Raw genomic sequence first — 18,100 nt, forward strand, 5'->3', positions numbered from 1 at the left:
GTATCGCCTCTGCCTATTTGCCGGGCACTGGCGTCACGGGCGTCAGCGGCCCTTTGCCGCCGAAGTACGCGATGAGGTTGTCGGCAGCAAGGTCGGCCATGGCGCGGCGCGTGGGCACGGTGGCGCTGGCGATGTGCGGTGTCAGCACCACGTTGGGCACGGTCAGCAGGTCGGGGTGGACCTTGGGCTCACCCTCGAACACGTCGAGGCCAGCGGCGGCAATGCGCTTTTCGCGCAGGGCCACGGCCAGGGCCGCGTCGTCGACGATGCCGCCGCGCGCGATGTTGACGAGCGTGGCGGTCGGCTTCATCAGCGCGATCTCGGCCGCACCGATGGTGTGATGTGAAGCCGGCGAGTAAGGCACCACCAGCACCACGTGGTCGGCCGTCTTGAGCAGCTCTTCCTTGCTCACGTAGCTGGCCTTGCATTCGGCTTCGAGCGCCGCGTCGAGCTTCGAGCGGTTGTGATAGATCACCTTCATGCCGAAGCCGTGCGCGCCGCGCTTGGCAATGCCCTGCCCGATGCGGCCCATGCCGATGATGCCCAGCGTCGAGCCGTGGATGTCGGAGCCCGCGAACATGTCGAAGCTCCACTTCTGCCACTTGCCCGCGCGCAGGAAGTGTTCGCTCTCGGTGATTCGGCGTGCCGTGGCCATCAGCAGCGCAAAGCCGAAGTCGGCGGTGGTCTCGGTCAGCACGTCGGGCGCATTGGTGCCGAGCACGCCGCGCGCGGCCATCGCATCGACGTCGAAGTTGTTGTAGCCCACGGCCATGTTGGCGCAGATCTTCAGGTCGGGGCAGGCGTCGAGCACGGCGGCGTCGATGCGCTCGCTGCCGGTGGTGAAGGCGCCCTGCTTGCCTTGCAGTTTGGCAATCAGCTGTTCCTTGCTCCAGCTCTCGTCCGACTGGTTCGACTCGACCTCGAAATTCTGCGACAGGCGTTCGATGGTCTCGGGAAAGATCGCGCGCGCGACCAGGATCTTGGGCTTGCTCATGATGTTGTCTCTCTGCGAAGGAAGGTCAGCGGAAGAAGATGAAGGTGCAAATGACGAACAGCGGAACCAGGATGGCCACCGACCACGCCATGTAGCCGAAGAAGCTCGGCATGCGCACCCCGCGGCTCTCGGCGATGGCCTTGACCATCAGGTTGGGCGCGTTGCCGATGTAGGTGTTGGCGCCCATGAACACTGCGCCAGCCGAAATGGCAGCCAGCGTGGAGGCGTAGGTGGTCATCAGCGCCGCCGGGTCTCCGCCCGCGGTGTTGAAGAACACGAGGTAGGTCGGTGCGTTGTCGAGGAAGGAGCTCAGCACGCCGGTGGCCCAGAAGTACATCGCCGGATCGGGCTGGCCGTCGGCGCGCGTCACGGCCGAGACGATGGCGCCGAACGGGCCCTGCGTGCCGGCCTTGAGCATCGCGATCACCGGGATGATGGTCAGGAAGATTCCTGCGAACAGCTTGGCCACTTCGGCCATGGGCTCCCACTCGAACTGGTTGTCGGCGTGCACCTTGGGCGCGGTGAGTTTGTACGAGACCACCGCGATCAACGCCAGCCCCACGTCGCGCACCAGCCCCGGCAGGCCGACCTCGGTGCCGAACACGTCGAAGGCCACGGGTGATTTCCAGAAGCCGCTGAGCAGCACCAGCGCGACCACGCCGCCCAGGAGCCAGAAGTTGGCAGCGCCGTCGAAGCCGATGCCGGGCGTGTCGGGGGTCGGATCGACCGGCATCACGCCTTCCTTGCGGTAGTAGTGGCGGTCGATGGCATAGAACAGCGCCAGCAGCACGCCGAGGATGAACAAGGTTTCAGGCAGGATGTTCTGCGCGGTCCAGAAGAAGCCCACGCCCTTCAGGAAACCCAGGAACAGCGGCGGATCGCCCAGCGGCGTGAGCGCACCGCCCGCGTTCGACACGATGAAGATGAAGAACACGATCACATGCACCTTGTGCACGCGGTTGTCGTTGGCGCGGATCAGCGGCCGTATCAGCAGCATCGATGCGCCCGTGGTGCCCATGAAGCTCGCAAGCACCGCGCCGATGGCGAGGATCGCCGTGTTGAGGCCGGGTGCGCCATGCAGGTTGCCGCGAATGTGGATGCCGCCCGCCACGGTGAACAACGCCGTCAGCAGGATGATGAACGGGATGTACTCGGCCACCAGCGCGTGCACGAGTTGAACGCCGGCAAGCTGTACGCCGAAGGCCGCGGCAAAGGGCAGCAGGAATGCCAGCGCCCAGGCCGCGGAGATCTTGCCGTAGTGGTGGTGCCAGAACGCAGGCGCGAGCAGCGGAAACAGCGCGATCGACAACAGGATGCCGGCAAACGGCACGCCCCACAGCGGCGAGAGGCTGCCACCGTCGAAGTCGGCGGCCGAGACCAGGGCGGGAAGAAAAAGCAGCGGCAGCGACACCGCGGCCGCCTTCAGTCGAATCGTTTTTTGCATGGGGGGCTGTACCGTACCAGACAGGTCAGTACAGCCTTCAAGCCGGAGGTTGTTCGATTTCGAACACCTGGCGCAGGTACGCCAGGTATTTTTCGTCCTCGCACATGTTCTTGGACGGCGTGTCCGACAGCTTGGCCACCGGCTGGTCGTTGCAGTGGATCATCTTGATGACGATCTGCAGCGGCTCGTAGCCCAGGTCGTTGGTGAGGTTGGTGCCGATGCCGAAGGCCAGCTGGCAGCGGCCGCGGAACTGCTGGTACAGCTCGATGGTGCGCGGCACCGTGAGGCCGTCGCTGAAGATCAGCGTCTTGGTGCGCGGGTCGACCCGGTTGGCGATGTAGTGCGCCAGCATGCGCTCGCCCCACTGGAACGGGTCGCCGCTGTCGTGCCGCGCGCCGTCGAAGAGCTTGCAGAAGTACAGGTCGAAGTCGCGCAGGAAGGCGCTCATGCCGTACACGTCGGACAGTGCGATGCCCAGGTCGCCGCGGTACTCGCGCGCCCAGCTCTCGAAACCGAAGATCTGGCTGTCGCGCAGCCGCGGGCCGAGCGCCTGGCAGGCCTGCAGGTATTCGTGGGCCATGGTGCCCAGCGGGATCAGGCCGAGCTTCATGGCGTACAGCACGTTGCTGGTGCCCGCGAGCTGCGGCAGCCGCGTGCCGGGCGGTGCCTGCACCGGCGGCGAGGTGACGGCGCCGAGGCGGGCGGTGAGAGTGCGCAGCACCTCTTCGTGCCAGTCCTTCGAGAAGCGGCGGCGCGTGCCGTAGTCGGCGATCTTCAGGTCGGCGAGGCCGGCGTCCTGCAGCTGCGTGATCTTGGTTTCGAGACGGCGGCGGCCTTCGGCGATGTCGGGCTTCTTCTGCGTGTTGCGGAAGTAGACCTCGTTGACGATGGCCAGCACCGGGATCTCGAACAGGATGGTGTGCAGCCATGGCCCCTTGATGCGGATCTCGAGCTCGCCCGAGGGCTGGGGAATGATGTTGATGTACTTCTCGTTGAGCCGGAAGAGCCCGAGGAAGTCGACGAAGTCGCTCTTGATGAAGCGCATCGAGCGCAGGTAGGACAGCTCGGCATCGCGGAACTGCAGCGAACAGAGGCTGCGCACCTCGTCGCGGATCTGGCCCGCGAACTGGGCCAGGTCGACACCGGAGTTGCGGCACTTGAAGCGGTACTCGACCCGGGCCCCCGGGAAGTGATGCAGGACCACCTGCATCATCGTGAACTTGTAGAGGTCGGTGTCGAGCAGGCTGTGAATGATCATGGTGCTGGGCGCGGTGTCTCAAACTTTTCGGCGGCCGTTCGATTATCACGGGGCGCGTCGGCCTCTGCCTACGGGGCCTGAACAGCACGTCCTACCGGGAGGGTGAATCAGCCCCGCGACAGTGATTTCACGGCGGCGAACACAGCCCGTCGAATCAACTGTCTCAAAGGAGATTCGCATGAACAAGGACACCATCGAAGGCAACTGGAAACAGCTCAAGGGCAAGGTCAAGGAGCAATGGGGGAAGCTGACGGACGACGACTTCGACGTCATCGCCGGCAAGCGCGACCAGCTGCTCGGCCGCATCCAGGAACGCCACGGCATCAGCCGCGAGGAAGCCGAAAAGCAGGTCAAGGACTGGGAATCGCGCGACGGCCGCTCGCCGGACGCGCTCTGGTTCGAACGCTACTGAGCGCTGAGCGCCCCCTCGATTTCATCAACTCCCCGAAGGAAAACAATCATGAAAAAGCACCTCCTCATGCTGGCTCTCGCCTCCACCTGCTTCGTGGCCACGCAGGCCAGCGCCATGACCAAGGACGAATACAAGGTCGCCAAGGAAAAGATCGAGGCCGACTACAAGGTCGCCAAGGCCCAGTGCGACACGATGAAGGACAACGCCAAGGACGTCTGCCAGAAGGAAGCCAAGGGCAAGGAAGACGTTGCCAAGGCGGAGCTCGAGCAGCAGTACCAGCCGAGCGACAGCCACGCCCGCAACGTGGCTGAAGAGAAGGTGAAGGCCGCCTACGAAGTCGCGAAGGAAAAGTGCGACGACCAGAAGGGCGAAGCCAAGACCGCATGCGTGAAGCAGGCCAAGGCGGATGAAGCCCAGGGCAAGGCCGACATCAAGGCCATGAAGAAGGCCATGTAAGGTCTTCGCGGCGGGCGGCCTCGGTTGCTCAGGTCAGTTCCTGAGCGAATCGACCACCCGCTGCAGCGCCTCGGGCAGCGCCACCGGCCGCTGCGTGGCGCGGTCCACGTAGACGTGGACGAAGTGGCCTTGCGCTGCGGCGGTGTCTGTCCCCTCGGCGAACAACGCGATCTCGTATCGCACGCTCGATCGGCCCGCCTGGGCCACCCGGATGCCCGCTTCCACCGTCTGCGGGAACGCGATCGGCGCAAAGTAGTTGCACTGCGTCTCCACCACGAAGCCGATGACCTGGCCCTGGTGGATGTCGAGCGCGCCGCGCTCGATCAGCAAAGCATTCACCGCCGTATCGAACCAGCTGTAATAGACGACGTTGTTGACGTGGCCGTACATGTCGTTGTCGGCCCAGCGCGTCGGGATGCTGCGAAACGCGCTATAGCTGCTGCGCGCGTGCGGGGTGGGTTTGGTGGGGGCGCTGCTCATCGCGCGGCATTTTGCCAGCGGCCGTTGCCGTCGAAGGCGGCTTTGGACTTGAACGGGCCCGCCCGGCGGCCGAATTTAGAAGACGGCTTCTAAATTGCTGCAGGGCAGCAAAAACCCCTTGATCGCAAAACTCAGCTGCCTATACTTGAGGCCATGCTGCACCGCAACATAGACGGCGAGACAGCGCAACGTGAACCGACCACTCAATCATCCCTTCTGGAGATCCCAAATGGCCCTGACCGCTGACCAAATCCTCGCCGCCCAAAAAGCAAACCTCGAAACCCTGTTCGGCCTGACCACCAAGGCTTTCGAAGGCGTCGAGAAGCTCGTCGAACTGAACGTGACCGCTTCGAAGGCCGCCCTGGCCGAAGCCCAGAACACCGCCCAGGCTGCCCTGAGCGTCAAGGACGCACAAGAACTGCTGACGCTGCAAGCCAGCCTGTTCCAGCCCCTGGCTGAAAAGACCGCTGCCTACAGCCGTCACCTGTACGACATCGCCCAAGGCACCGGCGCCGAGTTCTCCAAGGCTTTCGAAGCCAAGGCTGCTGAAGCCCAGCAAGCCTTCGTCGGCCTGGTCGACAGCGCTTCCAAGAACGCCCCCGCCGGTTCGGAAACCGCCGTTGCCGTGCTGAAGAGCGCCGTGGCTGCCGCCAACAACGCTTTCGAATCGGTTCAAAAGGCCGTCAAGCAAGCGTCGGACGTCGCCGAAGCCAACTTCAACGCCGTGTCGACCCAAGCCGTTGCCGCCGCGAAGACCGCGACCGCTTCGCGCAAGCGCTAAGCCGCTGACCACCACCAGTTGTCTCCTTGGGTCCTCACGGATCCAATTCAGGGCCTCATCCTCGGATGAGGCCTTTTTTTTGGCCCGGCGAGGCGTCTTCGATAATGCCGGTCTCATCCAGGAGACTTCAATGCAGATCGATGGCAAGGTTTTTATCGTGACCGGTGGCGCTTCGGGCCTCGGCGAAGGCACGGCGCGCATGCTGGCCGCCAACGGCGCCAAGGTGGTGATCGCCGACATGCAGGCTGACAAGGGCGAAACCGTTGCAAAGGAAATTGGCGGCGTGTTCGTCAAGTGCGACGTGAGCCAGGAAGCCGACGGCCAGGCGGCCGTGGCCGCCGCACTCAAGCTTGGCAAGCTGGTCGGCCTCGTCAACTGCGCTGGCATCGCGCCGGCCGAGAAGACGGTGGGCAAGAACGGCCCGCACGCACTGGCCGTGTTCAGCAAGACCGTCACGGTCAACCTGATCGGCAGCTTCAACATGATCCGGCTCGCGGCCGACGCCATGGGCAAGAACGAGCCCGAAGCCACGGGCGAGCGCGGCGTGCTGATTTCCACCGCCTCTGTCGCAGCCTACGACGGGCAGATCGGCCAAGCGGCCTACAGCGCCTCGAAGGGCGGCGTGGTCGGCATGACGCTGCCCATCGCCCGAGACCTCGCGCGCAGCGGCATCCGCAACATGACCATCGCCCCCGGCATCTTCGGCACGCCCATGCTCTTCGGCATGCCGCAGGAGGTGCAGGACGCGCTGGCCGCCAGCGTGCCCTTCCCTTCCCGCCTGGGCACGCCCGAGGACTACGCCAAGCTGGCGAAGCACATCATCGAGAACGACATGCTCAACGGCGAAGTGATTCGCCTGGACGGAGCGATTCGATTGGCTCCCCGCTGACCTCGGAGGCTGGCAGCTTCGCGCTGCCGGTGCGGTCCAGGCGCTCGTAGTTCGCGATCACCTGGGCCCCGAGCAGCACCAGCGTGGCGGCGATCTCCAGGCTCAGCAGCACCACGATGGCCGTGGTGAGCGAACCGTAGACCACGTTCACCTGCGACAAGGTCGAGAAGTACCAGATCAACACGCGCCGCGTGGCCTCCCACAGCAGCGCGGCCGTCACGCCGCCCAGCAGCGCATGGCGCAGCGACATGCGCCCGGCCGGCATCACGAGGTAGAGCGAGGTCAGCATGAAGATCTCGCCGCCCAGTCCCAGCAGGTACAGCAGCAGCCCCGAAATACCCGACAGCGACCAGCTGCGCCCCAGCAGGTCGACGCTTTCCCGCCCCACCAGCTGCAACGCGCCCGACACCAGCGTAACCAGCAGCAGCCCCACGCACAGGCACAGGATGTAGATGTAGGGCATGGCCACCGACACCAGGAAGTGGCGCTTGTGGTCGGCCTTGCGGTGGTGAAAGATCACCGCCATCGCGCTTTCGAGCACGCTGAAGGCCAGCGAGCTGAAGAAAAGCATCGTCACCAGCAGCACCGGCCCCAGCACGTCGCGGTGATCCAGAAAGCTCGACAGTTCGGCCACGATGGCTTTCGACTGCCCCGGCAGCAGCCAGCCCAGGTACTGTCCGATGGTGCGCAGCAGTTCGGCCTGCTCGATGACGTGCGACAGCGCGATCACGCTCACGATCAGCAGTGGCACGATGGAAAGCAGCGCGTAGTACGCCACCGCCCCTGCGAGCAGCAGCCCCTGGTTGGCGCGAAATTCCTTGAGCGCATCCCAGGCGAATCTCAGGGGGTGGCGCAGCAGCGGCGCGATGTGTTGCAGGGGTTTGGGCGTCGTCATGCGTGGATTCCGGTCGCTTTCAGTATGCCGCCCGGCCGCCAGCCTTCGCCCGCTTGCGTATGATTTGCCGCTCTTCGCCTACATGACCATCCCCGCTTCATTCATCCAGGAACTCATCGCGCGCGCCGATGTGGTCGAGATCGTCGGCCGTTATGTGCAGCTCAAGAAGGCCGGCGCCAATTTCATGGGGCTGTGCCCGTTCCACGGCGAGAAATCGCCCTCTTTCTCCGTCAGCCCGACCAAGCAGTTCTATCACTGCTTCGGCTGCGGGGTGCATGGCAACGCCATCGGCTTTCTGATGGAGCATGCGGGCATGGGCTTCGTCGAGGCAGTGCATGACCTCGCCGGCCAGTACGGCCTGCAGGTGCCCGAGGACGACGCCTCTCCGGCCGAACGCGCCCGCGCCGCCAGCCAGCGCCAGAAACAGGCCACGCTGACCGACGTGCTCGAAAAAGCCGGCGACGCCTACCGCAAGCACCTGCGGCAGGCGCCCGGCGCCATCGAATATCTGAAGGGCCGCGGCGTCTCGGGCGAGGTGGCCAAGCAGTTCGGCATCGGCTATGCGCCGGCCGGCTGGCGCGCGCTGGCCAGCGTTTTCCCCGACTACGACGACCCGCTACTCGCCGAGAGCGGGCTGGTGATCGTCAACAACGAGGAAGGCAAGCTCAGCGACGAGGAAGCCAAGCGCTACGACCGCTTCCGCGACCGCGTGATGTTCCCGATCCGCAACGTGAAGGGCGAGTGCATCGGCTTCGGCGGGCGCGTGCTGGGCGACGAAAAGCCCAAGTACCTGAACTCGCCCGAAACGCCCGTGTTCAGCAAGGGCCGCGAACTCTACGGCCTTTACGAAGCCCGCGCCGCCTTCCGCGACCGCGGCTATGCGCTCGTCACCGAGGGCTACATGGACGTGGTCGCGCTGGCCCAGCTCGGTTTTCCGAATGCGGTGGCCACGCTCGGCACGGCCTGCACCACGGAGCACGTGCAAAAGCTCTTCCGCTTCACCGAATCGGTGGTGTTCAGCTTCGACGGCGACGCCGCCGGTCGCCGCGCCGCGCGCAAGGCGCTCGACGGTGCCCTGCCCTACGCCACCGACGTGCGCAGCATCAAGTTTTTGTTCCTGCCGGCCGAGCATGACCCCGACAGCTTCATCCGCGAGCACGGCGCCGAGGCCTTCGCCCGCTTCGTCAACGAGGCCACGCCGCTGTCGCGCTTCATGCTCGAAGCCGCCCGCGAAGGCTGCGACCTGACCACCGCCGAGGGCCGCGCCCACATGACGAGCAACGTGCGCCCGCTCTGGAGCGCCATGCCCGACGGTGCCCTCAAGCGACAGTTGCTGAGCGAGATCGCGACGCTGGTACAGCTCGACGCGCCGGCGCTGTCGGAACTCTGGGCCTCCACGCCGGGCCCGCGCAAGGCCGGCGGCGCACCCGCGCCGCAGCGCCAAGGCGAGCCCTCCGGCTACGGCGGCGGTGGTGGCGGTGACGACTACTACCCGGACATGCCCCCGCCGCAGGACTTTGAACCGCCGCGCTATGAAAGCGATAGCAAGCCCAAGTTCCAGCCGCGCAAGTTCGTCAAGGGCAAGCGCTGGGGCGGCAAGTTCGAGGAACCCATCGAGCCCCTGCGCGGACGCGGTGCCCCGCCCAGCCGCCCGGATGTGGCGGTGCGGCTGCTGCTGTCGAACATGGCGCAATGGGAAGCCCTGTCGCACGAGCTCCACATGATGCTGTGCGACCTGCCCGGCTCGCACGGCGCGCTCTTCACCTGGCTCGACAGCCAGCTGCACGAGCACGGCGTCCAGCCCTGGGCGGCCCTGCGCGAAGGCATGCGCGGACTCGACTTCGAGCCGCTGGCCGAGCGGCTGATGTCCGTCTCCGAGGCCAGTCCGGTGCCCGAGGGCGAGGAGGCGCAGCATCTGGCCGACGCCGCCCGCGAACTCTCCAGCGTGCTCGATTTCATGCTCGACGACCTTCTCAAGGCCCAGCAGAGCGAGGCCATCGCCGCCGTGGGAAAAGACCCGAAAGCCCTGGAACGCTACAAGGCGCTGGAAACCCGCCGGCTCGAATTGCGCGCCCGTCTGCGCGCCTCGGGTTCAGAAACTGCTTGAAATTTGCGCAACACGCTATAATGTAGGGCTTCGCAACTGGCGAAATTAGGCAAGAGCGACAGCAGCACCTCCGGGCCGACCCCTAGCGCAACGCACTCCAACGGTAAATTCCGGCGGAAAGGGTCAATAACCGCAAGGACTGCATACCAAATGTTCGCCCGACATCTTGCCTGTTGAGGAATTAATTCCTCTTTCCCATTTGTTTTTAGTCCGTGCCTGTGCACGGGCTGTGGTGGCGCTGTCCGCGTGACGGTGCGCCTGTGATCCCGCTTGTTCTTTCTTGCCGTAACGAGGTCGTATGCCCAGTTCAAAGAAGCCTGCTCCTTCACTTGCCAAAAGCGTCGCCACCAAGCCCGCAGCAGAAAAACCGTTGAAAGCCGGCGCGAAGCCGGCAACCAAGACGGCCGCCGCCGCATCCAAATCGGCAGCCGCAACGAAAGTGAAAACCGTGCCCACGAAATCGACCTCTCTCGACGATCCCAAAAAAGCAGCCGCCCCCGCAGCCAAGAAAGTCGGCCGCCCGCCCAAGGCCGCTGGCGCCGCCACGCCCGCCACCGGCGCCAAGCGCGGCCGCAAGCCCAAGGCTGACAAGGAAGCCCCCGAGAGCGACGTCGACCTGTCGGACATCGAAGATGACCTTGCCGGCGACGAGCCCGCGGTTGCGACGACCACCGAAGAGAAGGTCAAGCCGCTGCGCATGAAGATCAGCAAGGCGAAGGAACGCGCCTTGATGAAGGAGTTCGGCCTCGACGAGACCGTGCTCTCCGAAGAAGACCTGGCCAAGCGCCGCTCGCGCCTGAAGACCCTGATCACGCTGGGCAAGACCCGCGGCTACCTCACGCACGGCGAAATCTCCGACCACTTGCCCGACAAGCTGGTCGACGCCGAGACCATGGAAGTCGTGGTCACCATGCTCAACGACATGGGCGTGGCGGTGTACGAGCAGACGCCCGACGCCGAAACCCTGCTGCTGAACAACACCGCGCCCACCGCCACCACGGTGGAAGAAGCCGAGGAAGAAGCCGAAGCCGCGCTCTCCACGGTGGACAGCGAATTCGGCCGCACTACCGACCCGGTCCGCATGTACATGCGCGAAATGGGTACGGTCGAGCTACTGACGCGCGAAGGCGAAATCGAAATCGCCAAGCGCATCGAAGGCGGCCTGATGGCCATGATGGAAGCCATTTCGGCCTCCCCCGCCACCATCGCCGCGATCCTCGAAATGGCCGCAACGATCCGTGAAGGCAAGGTCGTCATCTCGACCATCGTCGACGGCTTCTCGAACCCCAACGAGGCCGACGACTACGTGGCCGAAGAAGACTTCGACGAGTTCGACGAGGAAGACGACGACGACGGCAAGGGCGGCTCCAAGGCCCTGACCAAGAAGCTCGAGGAACTCAAGCGTGAAGCGCTCGATCGCTTCGACCGCATCGCCAGCATGTTCGAGAAGATCCACAAGATCTACGAGAAGGAAGGCTACGGCACGCCGGCGTACGTCAAGGCCCAGCAGGCCGTGTCGGACGAGCTGATGACCATCCGCTTCACCGCCAAGACCATCGAGAAGCTGTGCGACCTGGTGCGCACGCAGGTGGACGACGTGCGCAAGAAGGAACGCGAGCTGCGCCGCATCATCGTGGACAAGTGCGGCTTCCCGCAGGACGAGTTCATCCGCGACTTCAGCGGCTACGATAAGAACGGCAACCGCATCGCCTCCAATCTGCTCAACCTGAAGTGGGTCGAGAAGCAGGCCGCCGCTGGCAAGCCCTGGAGCACGGTGCTCGCGCGCAACATCCCGCCAGTGCAGGAACTGCAGCAGAAGCTCGCCGACATCCAGTCGCGCGTGGTGGTGCCGCTGTCCGAGCTGAAGGACATCAACAAGCGCATGAACGAAGGCGAATCGTCTTCGCGCGATGCCAAGAAGGAAATGATCGAGGCCAACCTGCGCCTCGTGATCTCCATCGCCAAGAAGTACACCAACCGCGGCCTGCAGTTCCTCGATTTGATCCAGGAAGGCAACATCGGCCTGATGAAGGCGGTCGACAAGTTCGAATACCGTCGCGGCTACAAATTCTCGACGTACGCCACGTGGTGGATCCGCCAGGCCATCACCCGCTCGATCGCCGACCAGGCGCGCACCATCCGCATCCCGGTGCACATGATCGAGACGATCAACAAGATGAACCGCATTTCGCGCCAGCACTTGCAGGAGTTCGGCTTCGAGCCCGACGCCGGCATCCTGGCGGCGAAGATGGAGATTCCGGAAGACAAGATCCGCAAGATCATGAAGATCGCGAAGGAGCCGATCTCGATGGAAACCCCCATCGGCGACGACGACGATTCGCACCTGGGCGACTTCATCGAGGACAGCAGCAACACGGCTCCTATCGAAGCCGCGATGCAGGCCGGCCTGCGCGACGTGGTCAAGGACATCCTCGACAGCCTCACGCCGCGCGAAGCCAAGGTGCTGCGCATGCGCTTCGGCATCGAAATGAGCACGGACCACACGCTGGAAGAAGTCGGCAAGCAGTTCGACGTGACCCGCGAGCGCATCCGCCAGATCGAGGCCAAGGCACTGCGCAAGCTCAAGCATCCGTCGCGTTCGGACAAGCTGCGCAGCTTTATTGATACGCTCTAAGCCGGTCTCCCGGTATTTCCCGACGAGGAGGCGCCCGCAAGGGCGCTTTCTTTTTTGGCCTTCGCGATAAAAAGAACGGAGCAAACCTCATGAATCCCGATGCAGACAAACTCTGGCAGGCCCCGCGCTGGGCGCTTGCCGTGCTGCTCGCGGTGCTCGGCATGCTCGGGCCCTTTTCCATCGACACCTACATTCCGGCCTTCTCGGGCATTGCGCAATCCATCGGCGCGACGCCGGCCGAGATGCAGCAGACGCTTTCGGCCTACCTGTTCGGCTTCGCGTTCATGAACCTGTTCCATGGCGCGCTGTCGGACAGCTTCGGCCGCCGCCCCGTGGTGCTGTGGGGCCTGGCCGTGTTCACGCTGGCCTCGCTGGGCTGCGCGCTCTCGCAGAACATCACGCAGCTGGTGCTGTTCCGCGGGCTGCAGGGCCTTTCGACCGGCGCCGGCATCGTGGTCTCGCGCGCGGTGATCCGCGACATGTTCCCGCCTGCCGAGGCGCAGCGGGTCATGAGCCAGGTCACGATCTACTTCGGCGTGGCACCGGCCATCGCGCCCATCGTGGGCGGCTTCCTGTTCGTGCACGCGGGCTGGCACGCAGTGTTCTGGTTTCTGGTGGCGGTGGGCGTGGTGCTGTTCACTGCCAACTACAAGCTGCTGCCCGAGACACTGCACAAGGACCACCGCCAGCCCTTCCAGGTGCGGCACCTGATGCGCGGCTACTGGGACCTGTGCTCCGACCCGCGCTTCCTGCTGCTGGCCTTCGCAAGCGGCGTGCCCTTCAACGGCATGTTCCTCTACGTGCTGGCCGCGCCCGCATTCCTCGGCGACCACCTCGCGCTGCAGCCGCAGCAGTTCTTCTGGTTCTTCCTGCTGACCATCGGCGGCATCATGCTCGGCGCGCGCGCCAGCGGCCGCATGGCCGGCAAGGTCGCGCCCAAGCGGCAGATCCGCGACGGCTTCGTCATCATGCTGGCCACCTCGGTGGTCAACGTGGTGGCCAACACTTTCTTCCAGGCGCACGTGGCCTGGGCACTGTGGCCGCTGGCGGTGTTCGCCTTCGGCTGGGCGCTGATGGTGCCGGTGGTCACGCTGCTGGTGCTCGACCTGCACCCCGAGCGCCGCGGCATGGCCTCTTCGCTGCAGGCCGTGATCGGCTCCACTGCCAACGGCATCGTGGCCGGCGCGGTGGCGCCGCTGGTGATGCATTCGACACTCGCGCTGGCACTGACCTCCATGGGCATGCTCGCCATCGGCCTTGTCGCCTGGGTGTGGCTGCATGACCGCTGGCCAGAGATCGGGCGCATGGTGGCGCACGAAGGCTGACAGCAGGAACGAGGCTCCGATGCGCTTCGAAGCATTCCTGACTCATGCGCGCGCCTGGCTGCCAGGCCGCACCACCGTCGATGCCCGCGAGCGCCTGCGCGCGGTGGCGGGTGCGGGCCTCGGCCTGCTGGTCACGGCGCTGCTGTGCCGGTGGATGGCCGGCCCGCTCGCCGCCTCCGTCTGGCTGATCGCGCCGCTGGGCGCCAGCGCCGTGCTGGTGTTTGCTGTGCCGGCCAGTCCGCTGGCGCAGCCGTGGGCGGTCATCGGCGGCAACACGCTGTCGGCGGTGGTCGGCATTGCGGCTGCCAACTGGATTCCCGATCCGGCGCTGGGCGCCGCCGTTGCAGTGGCTGCTGCCATCGGCCTGATGTTCAGCGCACGCTGCCTGCACCCGCCGGGCGGTGCCGCGGCCCTGCTCGCGGTGCTGACGCACACCACGCATTTCTCGTCCGCCCTCTTCCCCTTCTTCACCAACTCGCTGCTGCTGGTGCTGGCCGGCGTGGCCTACAACTCGCTGACCGGACGGCGCTATCCGCATGTGCAGGTGGTGGCTCGCCCGCCTGCGTCCGATGCGCGCTTCAGCCAGGCCGACATCGACGCCGTGCTGGCCCGCTACAACCAGGTGCTGGACATCAGCCGAGACGACCTCCAATCGCTGATCCAGCAGACCGAGCTCGAGTCGTACAAGCGGCGCCTGGGCACGCTGCACTGCGCCGACATCATGTCGCGCACGCCGGTCTCGGTGGAGTTCGGCACGCCGCTGCAGGAAGCGTGGGCGCTGATGCACGAGCGCCGCATCAAGGCCCTGCCCATCACCGACCGCACGCGCCGCGTGGTGGGCATCGTCACGCAGGCCGACTTCTTCCGCCAGCTCGACCTGCAGCATCACGAGGGCATCGCCGGCAAGCTGCGCGACCTGATCCGCGCCACGCGCACGGTGATGTCGAACAAGCCCGAGGTGGTCGGCCAGATCATGACGCGGCAAGTGCGCGTGGCCAGCGCCGACCGGCCCGTGGTCGACCTGGTGCCGCTGTTCTCCGAGGGCGGGCACCACCACATCCCGATCATCGATGGCGAGAAGCGCCTCGCGGGAATGATCACGCAGTCGGACTTCGTGCGCGCCCTCTATCGCGCTGTGGGGCCGGCGTAAGAGCCGCTCCTCACTCAAGCACCACGTTCGCCTTCTTCACCAGCGCCGCATAGCGCGCGGCCTCGCTGCGAAAGTAGCCCGCGGCCTGCTCCGGTGTCGTGGGCTTGATGACGTTGCCCTGCTTGTCCATCGCATCGCGCACTTCGGCGCTGGTGAATGCAGCGGCGACCGCGTCGTGCACGCGCTGGACATCGGCTGCCTGCATCTTCGGCGGCCCGATCACCGCGAACCAGCCTTCGACCGCGTAGTTCGGCAGCCCCTGCTCCGCGATGGTCGGGATGTCCGGCGCGGCTGGCGAACGCGTCGCGCCGCACAGGCCGATGGCGCGCAGCGCGCCGCTCTTGATGTGCTGCTGCACGGCCGGTAGTGCAACCACGCCCATCTCGACCTGCCCCGCGATCATGTCGGTCACCATCGGCCCGGTGCCCTTGTAGGGAATGTGCCGCGCCTTCACGCCGGCCTCGTCCATGAACATCTCGCCAGCCAGGTGAATGATGGTGCCGTTGCCCGACGAGGCGTAGTTGTAGCCCTCGGGCTTCGCGCGCAGCAGCGCGACCAGTTCCTTCACGTTCTTCGCGGGCAGCTTCGGGTTCACCACCAGCACCAGCGGCGTCGCGCCCACCACGCTGATCGGCGTGACATCGTTGATCGCGTCGAAGGGCATCTTCTTGAACACCGCCGGGTTGATGACGTGGTTGTTCGACACCATGCCCAGCGTGAGCCCGTCGGGCGCGGCCTTGACGATGGCCGCGGCGCCGGTGATGCCGCCCGCGCCCGGCAGGTTCTCGATCACCACCGGCTGGCCGAAGGCCTTGCCGAGCGCGACCGATGCAGCGCGCACGATGGTGTCGACGCCCGAGCCGGCGCTGATCGGCAGGATGAAGCGGATGGGTTTGTCGGAGCCCTGCGCAAGCGCGGGGCATGCGGCCACGGCGGCGGCGCACGCACCGAGGCCGAGCACCGCGCGGCGGTTCATCGAGGGAAGTGTCTGGGTCATGGTTTTGTCTCTCTTTATGTTCTTGAAAAGTCACTCTGCTCAGGCTACGGCCGATTCGGCGTGCAGCGCATCGACCTGCTCACGCGCGTAGCCCAGTTCGGCCAGCAGCTCGCGCGTGTGCTCGCCCAGCGTCGGCGGATGCAGCCGCACACCGAGGCGCTCGCCACCGAGCGTGATCGGGAACAGCGTCGTCTGCGCCATTTCTCCGGCACGCTCACCGTCCGGCAGGCGAATGTCGGCCAGGCCGCCGGTGGCTTTCAGATGCGGGTCGTCGTAGAGGTCTTCGGGCCGCGTGATCGGCGCGAAAGGAAGCCCGCTGGCCTCGAAGATCGCCGACAGCTCCGCCGCCGAGCGGCCTGCCAGGCGCTCACGCAAGTCGGCCAGCAGCGTGGGCCGCAGGCGCACGCGGTCGTTGTTGGTGCGCAGGGCGGGGTCGGCCTTCAGGTCGTCGAAACCCAGCGCGTCGCAGAAGGTCTTCCACTGCGCGTCGCTCACGGCGGCCAGGAATATCTGCTCGCCATTCTTCACGGTGAACACGTCGTACAGCGCCCAGGCCGAGATGCGATCGGGCATCGGCGCAGCGGCCTGCCCGGTGATCGCGTACTGCAGCATGTGCTGCCCGACCAGGAAGACGTTGTTCTCGAACAATGCCGACTGCACCTCCTGCCCCTTGCCGGTCTCGGCGCGCTGCATCAGCGCGGCGATCGCGCCGATGGCACCGAACATGCCGCCCATGATGTCGTTCACGCTGGTGCCCGCGCGCAGCGGATCGCCGGGGCGGCCGGTCATGTAGGCCAGACCGCCCATCATCTGCACCACCTCGTCGAGCGCAGTGCGGTGCTCATAAGGGCCGGGCAAGAAGCCCGTGTGGTTGACGTACACGAGGCGAGGGTTGAGCTTGCCGAGGGCGGCATAGCCCAGGCCGTACTTGTCCATGGTGCCGGGCTTGAAGTTCTGCGCCACCACGTCGGCCGTGGCGCACAGGCGCAGCGCGGCTTCCAGCCCCTGCGGGTGCCGCAGGTCGAGCGCGATGCTCTTCTTGTTGCGGTTGAACATGGGGAAGAAGCCCGCGCCCGCGCCCAGCAGGTGTCGCGTGCGGTCGCCATCGATGGGCTCGACCTTGATGACCTCCGCGCCCAGGTCCGCGAGCACCATGCCGCAGGTGGGGCCCATGACCATGTGGGTGAACTCGACCACACGGATGCCGGTGAGCGGCAGGCGCTTTTCTCCGGTCTTTGCCGCGCTCATGCCGTGACTCCCGCCGTCGCAGCAAAGGTCTTCGGAAAGCCCGCGCGCCACACCGTGCCCTGCAAGGTTTCGCCTTCGAGCCAGCTCGCCACGCGTCGGCGCAGGTCGAGCAGCTTCGGCAGATCGACGCCGGTCGCAACGCCCATGCTCTCGAGCATGAAGACGAGGTCTTCGGTGTCGACATTGCCGCTGGCGCCGGGCGCGTGCGGGCAGCCGCCGATGCCGGCCAGGCAGGCGTCGAAACGTGTGATGCCGACCTCCAGCGCGGCATACGCATTCGCGAGCCCCATGCCGCGCGTGTCATGGAAGTGGCCGCACCACAGCCGGTCGCCCGCGATGCGCAAGGCGCGCTCGAACAGGCTGCGCACCATCGCCGGATCGGCATAGCCGACTGTGTCGGCGAGGCTGACGCGGTCGGCGCCAGCGTCGAGCAGCGCCTGCATCAGCCGCAGCACTTCGTCGGGCGCGACATGGCCCTGCAGCGTGCAGCCGAAGGCCGTGCCTACACCGCCGTCAATCAGCGTCTTGGAGCCCGCCGCATCGCGCGCCGCGCGCATGCGCCCGACCTCGGCCACCACCTCGTCGGGCGTCTTGCGCAGGTTGGCAAGGCTGTGCGCGTGGCTGGCCGAAAGCGGCACGACCATCAGGTCGGCCTCGCCCGCAATGGCGCGTTCGGCGCCCTTGAGGTTGGGCACGAGCACCGAGGCAAAGAGCCCCGGCAGTGTCTTCGCGTACGCCAGCAGCTCGGCCGTGTCGGCCAATTGCGGCAGCAGGTGCGCCGGCACGAACGAGCCGACTTCGATCTCGCGCTGGCCGGCGGCATGCGCGTCGCGGATCCATTCGAGCTTGCGTTCGGTGGGCAGTACGCGGGCGATGCTCTGGAGGCCATCGCGCAGGCCCACTTCGCGGACGACCGCGCGCGGCGGCAGGAAGGCGTGAATCAAGACTTTGTCTCCGTCGTGAGGGTACGGAGTTGATGTTAGAAGTTCCGATTCGATCCAGAAGGTATATTTTGGAAGCCATCTGATT

17 protein-coding genes are annotated in these 18,100 nt (G+C 65.8%); 8 read left to right on the forward strand and 9 right to left on the reverse strand.

The annotated features are described in order from the left end of the window. Nucleotides 1-13 precede the first annotated feature (13 nt). The 3 genes from ACN9MV_RS21455 to pncB are packed head-to-tail and all read right to left on the reverse strand — an operon-like array spanning nt 14 to nt 3,696. Nucleotides 14-994: a 2-hydroxyacid dehydrogenase gene (locus ACN9MV_RS21455; RefSeq protein WP_426389347.1), complete on the reverse strand. Its 981-nt coding sequence runs from the start codon at nt 992-994 to the stop codon at nt 14-16. Nucleotides 995-1,019: 25 nt separating this feature from the next. Then, nucleotides 1,020-2,438, reverse strand: coding sequence for a sodium:proton antiporter (locus ACN9MV_RS21460; protein ID WP_426389348.1), 1,419 nt, complete (start codon nt 2,436-2,438; stop codon nt 1,020-1,022). A gap of 37 nt (nt 2,439-2,475) precedes the next feature. After that, on the reverse strand, nt 2,476-3,696 hold the full coding sequence (pncB, locus tag ACN9MV_RS21465; RefSeq protein WP_426389350.1) for a nicotinate phosphoribosyltransferase: 1,221 nt from the start codon (nt 3,694-3,696) through the stop codon (nt 2,476-2,478). A 178-nt stretch (nt 3,697-3,874) separates the two neighbouring features. Between pncB and ACN9MV_RS21470 the strand changes: the two genes are divergently transcribed. Then, nucleotides 3,875-4,108: a CsbD family protein gene (locus ACN9MV_RS21470; protein ID WP_093051239.1), complete on the forward strand. Its 234-nt coding sequence runs from the start codon at nt 3,875-3,877 to the stop codon at nt 4,106-4,108. A gap of 48 nt (nt 4,109-4,156) precedes the next feature. Further along, nucleotides 4,157-4,564, forward strand: a complete 408-nt coding sequence (locus tag ACN9MV_RS21475) for a hypothetical protein (RefSeq protein WP_093051242.1) — start codon at nt 4,157-4,159, stop codon at nt 4,562-4,564. Nucleotides 4,565-4,597: 33 nt separating this feature from the next. On the opposite strand, the gene ACN9MV_RS21480 is transcribed toward ACN9MV_RS21475, so the two are convergent. Then, nucleotides 4,598-5,044, reverse strand: coding sequence for an acyl-CoA thioesterase (locus ACN9MV_RS21480; protein WP_426389353.1), 447 nt, complete (start codon nt 5,042-5,044; stop codon nt 4,598-4,600). A 229-nt stretch (nt 5,045-5,273) separates the two neighbouring features. Here ACN9MV_RS21480 and ACN9MV_RS21485 point away from each other — a divergent pair, with 229 nt between their 5' ends. Then, nucleotides 5,274-5,825, forward strand: a complete 552-nt coding sequence (locus ACN9MV_RS21485) for a phasin family protein (RefSeq protein ID WP_093077725.1) — start codon at nt 5,274-5,276, stop codon at nt 5,823-5,825. Between the two features lie 130 nt (nt 5,826-5,955). Then, complete coding sequence (locus tag ACN9MV_RS21490; RefSeq protein ID WP_426389355.1) at nt 5,956-6,714, forward strand: 3-hydroxyacyl-CoA dehydrogenase; 759 nt, start codon at nt 5,956-5,958, stop codon at nt 6,712-6,714. On the opposite strand, the gene ACN9MV_RS21495 is transcribed toward ACN9MV_RS21490, so the two are convergent. Continuing rightward, complete coding sequence (locus ACN9MV_RS21495) at nt 6,662-7,609, reverse strand: YihY/virulence factor BrkB family protein (protein ID WP_426389356.1); 948 nt, start codon at nt 7,607-7,609, stop codon at nt 6,662-6,664. The two genes, ACN9MV_RS21490 and ACN9MV_RS21495, sit on opposite strands and share 53 nt — an antisense overlap. An 82-nt stretch (nt 7,610-7,691) precedes the next feature. On the opposite strand from ACN9MV_RS21495, the gene dnaG reads away from it, so the two are divergent. Next, nucleotides 7,692-9,716 (forward strand): DNA primase, encoded by a 2,025-nt coding sequence (gene dnaG, locus ACN9MV_RS21500; RefSeq protein ID WP_426389358.1) that lies wholly within the window; start codon nt 7,692-7,694, stop codon nt 9,714-9,716. 123 nt (nt 9,717-9,839) lie between these two features. On the opposite strand, the gene ACN9MV_RS21505 is transcribed toward dnaG, so the two are convergent. Further along, nucleotides 9,840-10,172 (reverse strand): hypothetical protein, encoded by a 333-nt coding sequence (locus tag ACN9MV_RS21505; RefSeq protein WP_256216812.1) that lies wholly within the window; start codon nt 10,170-10,172, stop codon nt 9,840-9,842. Here ACN9MV_RS21505 and rpoD point away from each other — a divergent pair. From rpoD to ACN9MV_RS21520, 3 genes are all read left to right on the forward strand, one after another. Then, complete coding sequence (rpoD, locus tag ACN9MV_RS21510) at nt 10,165-12,351, forward strand: RNA polymerase sigma factor RpoD (RefSeq protein ID WP_256216814.1); 2,187 nt, start codon at nt 10,165-10,167, stop codon at nt 12,349-12,351. The genes ACN9MV_RS21505 and rpoD overlap by 8 nt on opposite strands. Nucleotides 12,352-12,440: 89 nt before the next feature. After that, nucleotides 12,441-13,676, forward strand: a complete 1,236-nt coding sequence (locus ACN9MV_RS21515; protein WP_093051261.1) for a multidrug effflux MFS transporter — start codon at nt 12,441-12,443, stop codon at nt 13,674-13,676. 19 nt (nt 13,677-13,695) lie between these two features. Then, complete coding sequence (locus ACN9MV_RS21520; RefSeq protein ID WP_426389359.1) at nt 13,696-14,826, forward strand: HPP family protein; 1,131 nt, start codon at nt 13,696-13,698, stop codon at nt 14,824-14,826. A gap of 10 nt (nt 14,827-14,836) precedes the next feature. Here the strand turns inward: ACN9MV_RS21520 and ACN9MV_RS21525 are convergent, their stop codons facing one another. Genes ACN9MV_RS21525 through ACN9MV_RS21535 form a run of 3 tightly spaced genes read right to left on the reverse strand, consistent with a single transcriptional unit; the run spans nt 14,837 to nt 18,015 of the window. Beyond that, a complete protein-coding gene (locus ACN9MV_RS21525) occupies nt 14,837-15,823 on the reverse strand; it encodes a tripartite tricarboxylate transporter substrate binding protein (RefSeq protein ID WP_426389360.1) in 987 nt (328 codons plus the stop codon). Nucleotides 15,824-15,862: 39 nt separating this feature from the next. After that, a complete protein-coding gene (locus ACN9MV_RS21530; RefSeq protein WP_093077733.1) occupies nt 15,863-17,071 on the reverse strand; it encodes a CaiB/BaiF CoA transferase family protein in 1,209 nt (402 codons plus the stop codon). Continuing rightward, nucleotides 17,068-18,015 (reverse strand): hydroxymethylglutaryl-CoA lyase, encoded by a 948-nt coding sequence (locus ACN9MV_RS21535; RefSeq protein ID WP_426389361.1) that lies wholly within the window; start codon nt 18,013-18,015, stop codon nt 17,068-17,070. The genes ACN9MV_RS21530 and ACN9MV_RS21535 overlap by 4 nt, the downstream gene beginning before the upstream one ends. Nucleotides 18,016-18,100 lie beyond the last annotated feature (85 nt).

It is taken from the genome of Variovorax sp. R-27, from assembly GCF_049913215.1.
In the GTDB taxonomy this organism is placed as follows: domain Bacteria; phylum Pseudomonadota; class Gammaproteobacteria; order Burkholderiales; family Burkholderiaceae_C; genus Variovorax.